The following is a 12021-nucleotide window of genomic DNA, read 5'->3' on the forward strand; positions in this document are numbered from 1 at the left end:
AATAAGCCCCGTTAAACATGAGTCAAACGGGGCCTTTCTCTTTTGTAAATGCTAATTTCGGTTAGCTAACCGCACGTACTTTGCCTTGCTTCAGGTCATTCAGCACTTGCGCTTTAGGACCATCAGCAATGATGCTGCCTTTCTCCATCACAATTACTCGATCAACGATGTCGAGCATCGACGTTTTATGCGTAATCAGTATCAATGTTTCGCTCGGTTTGAGCTGAGATAGCTGGTGCTTAATATGCATTTCAGAGCGGTTATCCATCGCGCTGGTCGGTTCATCCATGAGTAGGACGGGAGGACGGCCCAAAAATGCACGAGCGATCGTGACGGCTTGACGTTGACCACCAGAAAGCATCGCACCACCTTCACCTACTTGACGTTCTAAACCAGCTGGATCCGATTGTGTAAATGAGGTCACGCCTGCACGGTTTGCTGCATCAAGCACGTCTCGGTCATCCGTTAGTGGACGACCCAAGGTAATATTGTCGCGAATCGAACCGAAGAATAGATTCGAATCTTGAGGCACACAGCCGATGTTACGTCGAACATCAACGTGGTGAAGCTGTGCAATATCAGTATCATCGATACGTACGTGCCCCTCTGTTGGCTTATACAAGCCCATAATCAAGCGCTCTAACGTTGTCTTACCCGAACCAATCCGACCGATGATCGCGACTTTTTCTCCAGGATTTATCGTGAGAGAGATGTTACGTATAGACGCGACAGGAGAGTCTGGGTAATGAAATGTTACGCGATCAATTTCAATCTTACCTTGGATTATTGGGCGATGGATGTAGCGTTTCCCTTCTTCTTGCTCGTCCGGCATTTCCATGACTTGATTGATAATCGTCATAGAAGACTTCGCCTGGTTGTAGCGCGTTGAGAGCAAAGACAACTGAACCAAAGGCCCTATGGCGCGACCACTCAACATGGTTGCGGCAATTAAGCCACCCATGGTGAGTTCGCCTTCTGCAATCAGATAAACACCGAGAATGATCATCCCAACGTTACTACTTTGCTGTACGAAGCCAGCCGCGTTCTGGATGCTGTCGGTAATGCGGCGGCTTTTGATGTTCCAGTTCGCCATGTGCGTCACCGCTTCTTCCCAACGGTATTGGAATTGGCTTTGCGCGCTGAGCATTTTTACGGTTTCTAGCCCCGCTAGACTCTCAATTAAGTTGGCGTATTTTTGCGATGCTAAGCGTGACCCCTCCTCTATAGAGCGACGTAGCGGTCCTTGAATCAGTAGTGAATGAACAATCAAAATGACCACACCGACCATTGGAACATACACAAGATCGCCAGCCATTAGCCATATAATCACCAAGAACAGAATGGCAAAAGGCAGGTCAATTAGGGCACTGACGGTTGCAGACGTGAAGAATTCTCGAATAGATTCAAACTCTTGAAGATGGCGAGCGAATGCGCCGACCGAAGGCGGCTTGGACTCCATTCGGATGCCCATCACTTTGCTGAACAGCTTGGAGGAAATCAGAATGTCAGACTTCTTTCCTGCGACATCAATAAAGTAGTTTCTCAACGATTTGAGTATGAAATCGAATAGAAAGACAACAAAGATGCCGCTTGCCAATACCCATAAGGTTTCAAACGCGAGATTCGGTACCACTTTGTCGTACACCAAACGAGTGAACAGCGGGGCGGCAACGGCAAAGAGGTTGATGAGAAGTGAGGCGATTAAAACATCGCGGTAGATACGTTTTGACTGCCACAAGGTTGACCAAAACCAGTGACCTTCGTTGGTTTTGAGCACCTCGGGAGAGCGCTCATCGAAACGGAATTGCTTTTTAACTAAAAAGTAGCGACCAGTGTACTGCTCAAGTAGGTCTTCTAATGGAATGGAGATTGGCACCATTCCACTTTCTAAGGTGGTGACTTCGGCTTCGCGTGTCTCCGCGTTAATGCTGTTGAGAACGCATGAGTCACCGCCTTTAAGAACTAAGATTGCCGGCAGAATCAGGCTGGAGATGTTCTCCAGCTCTGCACGGTTTTCCTTGGCAACCAATCCGGCCCTTTCCGCTGCTCTTGGTAGCAAAAATGGAGTTAGCTTGCCGTCTGAAAGCGGAAGGCCATTGACCAGCGCTTCTGGCGAGTTAGCTAACCCATAGTAACGGCTAACGTAGATGAGCGAATTCAGTAAAGGGTCTTTCATCTGTGGTAAACCTTTTTATTCCTTGTCGACGATGAATCCTTGGAATACCTCAACAAAATGCTCGGTGAGGAAGTCCAACTGGATTTGAGTTTCAATACGCGACGCGATAGTCGTAATGCCTAGGTTATGGGCAGTACGAGAAATCGACGTTAGCGTGAATTTCTGTTTTTCGTCGTGTAAGTTGTGTGTGAATAGGTAATCGAGCTTCACATAGTTAGGGCGGAACTCTTGGATGTACTCCAATGACTGGAAGTTACGTCCATAGTTATCTACGCCAAACTCAGCCCCGGATTGGCGAATGGCATTACATAACAGCGCCGTGTGGTGAGGCTGATCAATAAAACACTCTTCTGGAATTTCAAAGTGTAGCTTAGAGGCCACTTTTGCGTGTTTTTCTAACATGCTGGTGGTCCAGCGAATGAACGATGGCTGAGACAAGCTGCTTTGCGCAATATTGATCGCGACAGGATCAGTTAGCTCGCCACTTTCTAGCATCTTAATCATCGACTCAATAACGTATTGGTCGAAAATATTGGTGGCGTCTAGCTGCTCTAGTGCGAATAAATATTGGTTGGCACGGAACGTTTCGCCCTCTTTTTCGATGCTTGAGAACACTTCGTTATGGAACACTTTACCCCAAGTGTTCTTCGCTGCTTGGAAGCGGAATTTAACCCAATCGCTATGAATCGCTTCTTCAACCAGCGCTTTCCACTGCTGTTTACCCATTAAGTTAGAAGGTGTGTCACTGCCGATAAAGCCGTAAGCTTTGTCTGGTTGAGCTTTGGCTTTCGAGAGCGCATTATCTACCATAGATAGGATTTCAGAGCGCGTTTTTTGGTCTTTACTATGCGCAACACCTAAGGCTGCTTTTGGTTTGGCTAGACCTGTTGGATCAGTGTTCAACCCGTTAACGCAGTTCACGATGCTGTCCGCCAAAATGCGTAGTTCGCTTTCATCCATGTGTGGGAAAAGCAGACCAAATTCATCACTAGACAGGCGTGCAATGGTAGCTCCCGGCACATCAATGGTGTTTTTCAGACGTTGAGACAGTTCTTTTACGTGGGCATCGGCGCGTTGGTAGTCTTTTGTCTCGTAAATGTCACCAATGTATTCTGCATGGAGTAGCGCGATACCCCCTTGCGTTTGCTCTGCCAACCATTGGTCGATTTGGTTGATGTAGAACGAGCGATTACCCAGTTTGGAGATAGGATCGAGGTAAGCTTGAGCACGCAGTCGTTGTGCCTCTTTCGCTTGCTCTTTGAATGACAGCTCAATTTGAGCAGACATCATGTTAATGCCATCTACGACCGCGATCAGATCTTTGGTTCTTGGACGAGCAAGTGGTTCACCAAATTGGTTATTAGCGATTTCATGCATTTTCTTCACGATGGCCGCTAATGGTTTTAGTGAGCGACGGAGGATGTACGAAATCGCAATTAAACCAGCCAGGAAAATGACACTGAACGCAGATAACAAACCAATAAAGCCTTGCCAGAGCTGCTCGTAAGCAGCTCCTGGGTGGCTAATGATTTCCACTTCAGCAAGTTGCATCCAACCACTGGTTACTACGCGCTTATCGTGAATGGCTTTGAATAGATTCATGTCGATAAACCATTGTGGCACCGTACTTGGTTTTACCGGGTAAGTGCGCACGATTTGGTAGTCAGAATCTAAAGCGGTCAGGCGAACAACCGAGTAGGTGCTGCCGTCAAACAGAGCATTAATCACGGATTCTACCGCGACTTTATCTTTGTCTTTAAGGTAAGGAGCCAATGCCAAACCTACGGTGTTAATGGTGTTGTTGACCTCTGAACGTTGCTGTTGTTCCAAGCTGTCTCGAGTCGTGTTGAATTGGATTACGAATACTGATGCCAACAAGAGTATAAAGACCGTAACCATTCCCACTACAAGCTTCTTATATAGGGTCATGTTTCTCACTCGTCATAGTTAATTTTAGGTTTATTTAACTGCAACTTACGTTCGCGCGAGCGTAAGTCATTCCAAAGGCTCAACCGTGATGCTTTCCCTGCCAGCTCTCCAGTGCTAGCAGAAGACTTCATCAACCACAGGTTTGTACCATTAAAACTGTATATCGGTAGCAAGTCGCTACGTTTAGAGGCTCGGACAATATCAGGGTTGATATTGTCGAGAATGAGCGGCTCAGAGCTTGGGGTTGGGTAGTAAGCTAATACCATGTGAAACTGATTCAGTTCGATGGCTTTTACGTAGATCAAACGCATCTTAGAATCTGGTATTCCTAGCTCGAGTAACGAGAAGTACTTGGCGATGGTGAAATCCTCACAATCCCCTGCATTACTCCCTAAAAATTCGAGTGGCGTAGCCCAATAATCTGTCTTTCCCCACAGTTTTATGTCGTCAACAAAATACAGCTGGTTAAAAAAGTCGTTGACGCCAGCGAGCTGTTCATGTGTCTCTAATTGTTTAAATAAGTCGAGGTTTTTTCGCCATGTATTTACGCGCAATCCCGCACGTTCGCCGTACACCGCTGTGACCGTATTGACCCATTGTTGTTCTTTACTGCTTAACGCACCAATTTGGAACGAAAAACAACTTAAACTGATTAATAATGTAACTTTACGCTTCAAATTGGATCGCATATTCGACTCATATCACAAGTATACTCTTCTAAAGGGTTCGTCAGTGAGAAACAAGTGCTTTTTATTTAATCACTTATCGCTCAATACTCGCCGTTGTGAGTACCTTGGTGTGATTTACTCCTTCAAGGCGTTCGTTTTGGCACTTAAAATCGGTTTAAGTAGATATTCCAAAACGGTTCGCTTCCCTGTGATGATATCGACCGATGCCGTCATTCCTGGAATGATTGGTAAATCTGCATCTTGACCAAAATTCGTTTTATCGGTGCGGACACGAACGATGTAAAAGCTATTTCCTTCTTCATCTTGGGTTGTATCTGCGCTGATGTGCTCCAATTCACCCTCTAAGCCGCCGTACTTAGTGAAGTCGTAAGCCGTAAACTTCACGATGGCGTGTAGGTCTGGGCGCAAAAATGCAATGTCTTTTGGCGCAATTTTCGCTTCTACTAATAACGTATCTTCAGTTGGTACAATTTCGACGATATCCATGCCTGGCTGGATAACACCCCCAACGGTGTTGATGTTCAGCGTTTTGATTTTGCCTGTGACTGGCGAGTTCACAACGGTTCGATTGACTCTATCTTCTAAACCCACTGCTGATTCAACCAAGGCAGATAACTGGTCTTGGGCGCTGTTGAGCTTTTCTTGCTGTTCTGAACGGAATTTGAGCGCAACATCAATGCGATTAAGCATGGATTCTCGAATCGCTGACTTTAATACCGGGATTTTGAGCTCACTGGAAGTCATTTCGCGGCGGGTGTCGTTGACTTGGCGTTGTAACTTGAGTAATTCAATACGAGGCACAACACCTTCATCAGCCAACGGTTTGGTGATGTCTAATTCTTTCTTCGCATATTGATAGCTTTGACGTAAGTTCCTTACTCGCGCTTCAATCTCTACTAAGTCCTGCTGCTTTTGCTGAACTTGTTGGTCAATCACCGAAAGTTGGTTGCGTAAATTGTCTAAATCTTCGCGGTATTCTGCTTTCTGGCGCTGAGTGAGTTTCGGCTTAGTTTCTTCTAAAATTGGTGGAAAGGTCAGTTTGCCATAATCGAGTACTACGCTTTGGCGCCAGTTTTCCGTTTCAAAATCACGCTTCACGGCAACACTGTTGATTGAAGCTGAGAGTTGCAGCACAGACGCAGTTAGGTTGGCAACTTGTTGTTCACGCTCACGAAAATCAGAGCGAAAGCGAGTGTCATCGATCAGAAGTAACTGCTGACCTTTTTCAACCAACTGACCTTCTTTGACTAAAATTTCTTTGACTAAGCCACCTTCTAAGTTTTGGACAACTTGAATCTGTGAAGAGGGAATGACTTTTCCCTGACCAACAGTGACCTGGTCGATTTCAGCCCAAGATGCCCAGCCTATTGCAGCAATAAAAAACAACACCATCACCCAGAGCATCAAACGTGCGCTATTGGGGGTGTTGAGGAGCAATGCTGCAGTTTTGTCGTCAACAAAATCCAACTCTTCATTGTTGAGTTTGTTGTAGTTATCTCGGCTCATCACAGTCCCTGCTTATATAAATGCTGATTATCTTTTTGATCTTATTATTATTAACCGATCATGTCAGTATGCTCGGCGAATAAAAATATGAGACGAAGACCATTCTCTCTCCGAATGAGCGTTTTCAATGCTTCTCTAGCAAAAGAAAAGTGAAGATATCGTCAGAGTATGGCTATTGCGCCTTGAACTTGGTTTTATCCAACTGATGTTTTTTTAGTTTGTCGTACAAGGTTTTGCGTGATACCTGTAATTCTAGTTGAACCTCTTTGAGTCTGCCTCGGTGTCTTTGTAGTGCATCGAATAATAAGCAATATTCAAAGTATTCTGTGCGCTGAGTCATACTCTGAATTTCGATACTTTTTTCACTGTTCCAATCTTCCATTCGGAAGGTATCTGGCTTGAGTGCGCGAAGTTCTGCAAATTGGCGCAGCTGCTTTATATTCTCTGGCCATTCTAAATCGGTTAGATGTTTGACTTCTTCTAAGCTAATGTGTGGCGGTTGAAGCTGATAACGACTCGCTGCGTGGCGTACAAAATGCTTGTATAAAGGTCCAATGTCTTCTTTTCTTTCATCGAGTGTCGGCAAGTGAATTAGACTAGCCAGGGCTTTGATAGACGGATCAACTTGGGTTGTCGCACCAAAAACACGCTCAAGTTTCGGGTGCTTAAACAAGCATTGCCATTGTTCATGTGACACATGTTCAGCACTATGTAAGTACAAGCTGCAATGGCTTTTTCCTTCAATCAAGCGATGTATGGCTTTATCGAGGGCTTCTAATGAAAGCTCATAGAGATCCTCACCAGAAGCGGCGATTAACTCGCTGTCTGGCGTTGCATGTATGTCGTGGGCAAATTGTGCGGCGAGCCGGCGACCTGTGCCATCTTGACCAACAAAAATGATCGGCTGGTTCGTTGGTGCGCTGATCAAAGCGCGACGAATGCTCACCATGGCTTTACTGTGACCAATCATTTTCGGACCAACATGAGTTTGCATGTCGAGCTCTTTTTTAAGCCAGATGTTTTCCTGCAATAGATTCAACTTATCACCAGCGTTATTGAGCGACTTCATAAGTTGTTCCGTTGAAAAAGGCTTTTCGAGAAAGTCGTACGCGCCGCTTTTCATCGCATCTACCGCGGTTTTCACATCTCCATGTCCGGTAAGTACGATAAATTGAAAGTGATCGTTTTTGCTTCGCAACGTTCGCATGAACTCCAATCCATCCATCACAGGCATATGGATATCGGTGATGATGATCGCTGGCGTATTTGGGTCGATAACGCGCAAGGCTTCCACGGCGTTTGGTAAGCAGGTGACGTCTATCCCTTCAATAAGCAGTGCTTGAGCGACGGCATCACGAATATGTGGTTCATCATCAACAAAGAAAACGGGATTATTCATGGTTGTTTTCTACTTCTGGGTTGCGTTGGTTTTGGATAGCGATTGGCAGCGTCACGATAAAGGTCATGCCTCCTGCTTGTTGTTCCGTGTTCTGATGTTTATAAGCACTGAGTGAACCGTGATAGCTTTTTAAAATGCGTTTGGAGATGGTCAAACCTAATCCTAAGCCCTCTGGCTTAGTCGTAAAAAATGGGTCAAAGACTTTTGCTAAGGCTTCGTCCGACATGCCGGGCCCGTTGTCAGAAACAAGAATGTCACAGCTGTCATCATGACACTGAACGGCAATAGATATTTGCGGATCAATGCAGTAGTTTTCCATCGCTTGTGCAGCATTATGGAAGAGATTGATCAGAACTTGCTCTAACTCAACGCTGTGAATTGCTAGCTTCACATTATAATCGATGGCTGGGACTTTTAATGTCACCCCTTGTTTAATGAGTTTGTTGCTCAAAATGCTGGTGGCAGTATGTACTGCGTCGTGCAGTACCGCGATTTCATTGTGTGAATCGTGCGTGGCTTTCCGAGTAAATACTTTTAAGCGTGCGATCACTTCCGAAATGGTGTCATTGAGTGTTAGCATTTTGCCCAAGTTGTCGGCGACCATTGGGTATTTTTCCATTGCCAACAAACGCTGCGAGTTTTCGGTATAGGTTCTTAGTGCGGAAAGTGGCTGATTTATCTCATGATTAATACTGGCAGACAGCTCGCCCAACAGTGCCAATTTCGCGGCTTGAGTCAGTTCTTGTTGTGTTTGTTTAAGCTCTTGTTGGCTTTGCTCATATTGGCGGATGGTCTGTTGTAGCTTTTGGTTGGCTTCACTCAGCACTAGTGTCCGTTGCACCACTTTTTCTTCTAGGCTCACATTAAGGTCGGCTAGGCGTGCCTTGTTCACGAGTGTTTGGAACCACGCCAACGCAATCAGCGCAATGAGCGCATATAGAATCAGGAAGACGATATCAGCCTGTAAAACGGCGGCAAGGACGGTGTTGTGGTTTATCAAGGCAACGACGCGAAATCCTTTATCCAATACATGTGTCGCGTATGCGAGGTAATTGGGTGAGAGGAGCAATTGATTATCAGCAAACTCGCTGACGCCACTTTGTGCGGTAAGCTCACCAAAATACTCTGGTAAGGTATCGCCATACTGACGCGTTTCGGTAAGCTCGTTTATCGCACTCGGTGACAGCGGGAAAAGTGCACGATAGCGCCAGTTAGGCAAATTGCTCATAAACACGACATTGTGTTTATCCGTGATGAGTACGTCCGTCGTGGTTTGCGAAAGACGCTGTTCCAACTGCTCCAAATTCACTTTTACCGTGATCACGCCAACGACCTCATCATTTACCCAAAGCGGAGATGAGAAGAAGTACCCACGTTTATTTGAACGAACGCCTAACCCGACATATTGAGCAGGTTCACCGCGTCGCGCATTTTTAAAATAGGGACGATAGCTAAAGCTGGAACCAACAAACGTATCTTCTTGCTGAAAGTTACTTGAGGCAATGACCAACCCTGTGCGGTCATGAACGTAAATCGTATCGGCCAAACTTTGTTTCAACCAATCTGCTAACAATAGGTTGAGCTCGTGAGAGGGCGCTCCGCGTTCTACTGCTTTGAGTAATCTCGGATCGTGACTTAATAGGTTTGGTATCTGTTCAAACTTTGCCAGCTCGTAGTCGACTTCTTGCGACACTTGCGCTGCTTGTCTCTCTAGCTTTTGTTGCCACTGATCATGTTGGTATTGAGTTGCGTAATGATGAGTAAGCGCAAGCCCTGAAATGCCAACGGCACACAGTAGCAATAGAAAATGGCGTAGGGCTTTAGGGTTGAGTAAGTTCACGATCAGCTCACTGGTTTTTTGTGTCATGGTATCAAATGACACACTGTGATGCTGTGAGCGGCAACGATAACAAGCACAATGATGTCCTTGTATTTCCTCAGTATCGGGAGCACAATCGACAAAAACGAGTGAAGGAGTAAAGATGGAACTTGCTGATATTCGTCGTGAGTACACCAAAGGTGGGCTACGTCGTAAAGATTTGAAAGCTGATCCTATTGATCAATTTAATCTGTGGCTAGAGCAAGCAGTTGAAGCGGGTTTAACGGATCCGACTGCGATGACAGTTGCAACGGTTGATGAAAATGGCATGCCGTTTCAACGCATTGTTCTATTGAAAAACGTCGACAAAAATGGCTTTGTATTTTACACCAACCTAGGCAGTCGCAAGGCCCAGCAGCTTGAGCATAACAGCAATATTAGTTTGCACTTCCCTTGGCATCCGTTAGAGCGCCAGGTTCATATTACAGGTGTGGCGGAAAAGCTCACCGCCGTAGAAAATATGAAATACTTTACTTCTCGTCCAAAAGAGAGCCAATTAGCCGCAATCGCGAGCAAGCAAAGTAGCCGTATTTCTGCTCGAGGCGTATTAGAAGGTAAGTTTTTAGAGCTAAAACAGAAATTTGCGAAGGGTGAAATACCGGTTCCAACCTTCTGGGGTGGCTTTCGCGTAAAACCACAGAGCATCGAGTTTTGGCAGGGTGGTGAACATCGTCTTCATGACCGCTTTCTTTTCTCCCAACATGACGGAAGTTGGGACATTGACCGTCTAGCGCCATAAACTCTCGTGCCTCATGAATAAACAAACACCGCCCACTTGGGCGGTGTTTTTGTAGGTGGAAAGTGGCGCGAATTATCGCTCTCCATTCAACACTACCGATAATTGATGCTTAAGCAGCGTTTTGGGTACAACAGAGCCGTAGCCTGCTTCCATGGCTTTATCTATTAGTTCGTTCTTGCTGTTCGCTGCAAACTTATTACGTAAGCGTGCGACGTGTCCTTCAACGGTTTTTGTTGATATGCCCATGACCTGAGAGATGAATTGTGGCTTCTTGCCGTAGAGCAGGAGGAAAAGCGTTTCTTGCTCGCGACATGTGAGTTTCTCTGGTTTTGGCTGTAAGTCAGAGAAACGAAAGATAGATTGCTGATTAGGGTTGGTGCTGATTGCACGACAAACCCAATACCCAACTTCAATCACGGCGGTGTCGGTGAGTTCTCTTCCGTAGAAAATGGTCCCTACGATGTTACCATTGTCATCTCGCCACGGTGTTTTAGTAAAGATATGCGCTCGCCAGCGGCCATCTGGATAAGGGTGGATATCAAGAATTTTGAGTGACTCACCAGTTTCGATGACGTGTTTATCTTGGCGTTGAAATTCTTGTGCACATTCAGTGGTTGGGCTTGCCATCTCAAAATCAGTTTTACCGACGCACTCCTCGGGCGACGTGTGTCCCAACAGTTCTGCGTATTCCTGATTTACGTAGCGGAATACCGAATCTTTATCTTTGCATCCCCAACAACCTGGTAGCTGTTTAAGGACGGATTGTTCTATGGTATCGACTGAAATATTCACAAAAGGACTCACTACATACTGCTTTTACCAATACAGAGACGTCCGTGTTGCGTTGTTAATATTGACATTGCCAAGTAGGCAGTCACGTTGCTAGAACACGTTCGTTGATTGGCGCTCAATCCAATTAAGTTCATGGTGTTCGATATTTTCGTCACACAGCGACAAACAACAACGAAATTGAACGAAGAATTTAATTGGGAAAATGGTCTGTTTCATTACAGATATGTGCGCTCACGGATGTCCGCCTGATGTTCGGCTTACAACTCGTATCGTCCTTGATCATGCTTCCTACAACTCAGTTGTAATTTAGTTAGCGTTCATATCACTCATCGAGAGGGAGAACGGTGCCTAAGTCATATGAGAGGGACAGTGAGGCGAAAGCTATAATATCAGCTTATGCCATTGTTTTCATTGTTGAGAAGCGAAAAAAAAGCCAGCCTGAAGACGGGCTGGCAACACAAGATATAATCTTGTCGACGTGTAGAAGAGGTTCTAAATTACCTAGCGAGGGTCTGCTAAGTAAGTTAGAGGTATCAATGAGATACCGAGAGCTTTAGATCGTATGCATCTTAAAGCTCGAGGACTAATGTATTGAATCAGAAGCATATTAGTAAGGGGGGAAATCCCTCTATGTTGATTTCAAGAGGTGGCTTTGATCTGTTTATGAGGCGATTTATCTATTTTGAACCGCAGTGTTCTACCAAATAACGGATTGTTCGGTAACAAGGATCTTTATATCTATTGGTTATGTATACGTAAGGTGCTTCTATCTATCCGTTTTTGTTAATAAAATTGGTTGCTCATTGACCGTAAGTTAACCTCGCATGATCATCGTTCCGGAACTATGATCATGTAAACGAACTTGATCATGCTGTTTTGATCTTGTGCGATTGAGTTGGGGAAAAGTTGCAA

Annotated in this window: 8 protein-coding genes; 1 reads left to right on the forward strand and 7 read right to left on the reverse strand. The window is 45.3% G+C overall.

Annotated features, from left to right (window positions below):
• Positions 1-61: 61 nt before the first annotated feature.
• From LIX84_RS10240 to LIX84_RS10265, 6 genes are all read right to left on the reverse strand, one after another.
• Positions 62-2176, reverse strand: a complete 2115-nt coding sequence (locus tag LIX84_RS10240) for a type I secretion system permease/ATPase (protein ID WP_226421226.1) — start codon at positions 2174-2176, stop codon at positions 62-64.
• Positions 2177-2191: 15 nt separating this feature from the next.
• Positions 2192-4105 (reverse strand): bifunctional diguanylate cyclase/phosphodiesterase, encoded by a 1914-nt coding sequence (locus LIX84_RS10245; protein WP_031780239.1) that lies wholly within the window; start codon positions 4103-4105, stop codon positions 2192-2194.
• 5 nt (positions 4106-4110) lie between these two features.
• Positions 4111-4794 (reverse strand): transglutaminase-like cysteine peptidase, encoded by a 684-nt coding sequence (locus tag LIX84_RS10250; RefSeq protein WP_005392134.1) that lies wholly within the window; start codon positions 4792-4794, stop codon positions 4111-4113.
• Positions 4795-4908: 114 nt separating this feature from the next.
• Positions 4909-6300 (reverse strand): HlyD family type I secretion periplasmic adaptor subunit, encoded by a 1392-nt coding sequence (locus LIX84_RS10255; protein WP_226421227.1) that lies wholly within the window; start codon positions 6298-6300, stop codon positions 4909-4911.
• Positions 6301-6472: 172 nt separating this feature from the next.
• The gene (locus LIX84_RS10260) at positions 6473-7699 is read right to left on the reverse strand and encodes a sigma-54-dependent transcriptional regulator (protein ID WP_226421228.1); all 1227 of its coding nucleotides are present in this window, start codon (positions 7697-7699) and stop codon (positions 6473-6475) included.
• A complete protein-coding gene (locus LIX84_RS10265) occupies positions 7692-9566 on the reverse strand; it encodes a sensor histidine kinase (protein WP_226421229.1) in 1875 nt (624 codons plus the stop codon). Before LIX84_RS10265 ends, LIX84_RS10260 begins: the two co-directional genes overlap by 8 nt.
• Positions 9567-9681: 115 nt before the next feature.
• Between LIX84_RS10265 and pdxH the strand changes: the two genes are divergently transcribed.
• Positions 9682-10317 carry a pyridoxamine 5'-phosphate oxidase gene (pdxH, locus tag LIX84_RS10270; RefSeq protein WP_005392142.1) on the forward strand — a complete coding sequence of 212 codons (636 nt, stop codon included), beginning with the start codon at positions 9682-9684 and terminating at the stop codon, positions 10315-10317.
• A 72-nt stretch (positions 10318-10389) separates the two neighbouring features.
• Here the strand turns inward: pdxH and LIX84_RS10275 are convergent, their stop codons facing one another.
• Positions 10390-11109, reverse strand: coding sequence for a helix-turn-helix transcriptional regulator (locus tag LIX84_RS10275; RefSeq protein ID WP_226421230.1), 720 nt, complete (start codon positions 11107-11109; stop codon positions 10390-10392).
• Positions 11110-12021 lie beyond the last annotated feature (912 nt).

The organism is Vibrio sp. E14, from assembly GCF_020515785.1.
GTDB lineage: Bacteria > Pseudomonadota > Gammaproteobacteria > Enterobacterales > Vibrionaceae > Vibrio > Vibrio diabolicus.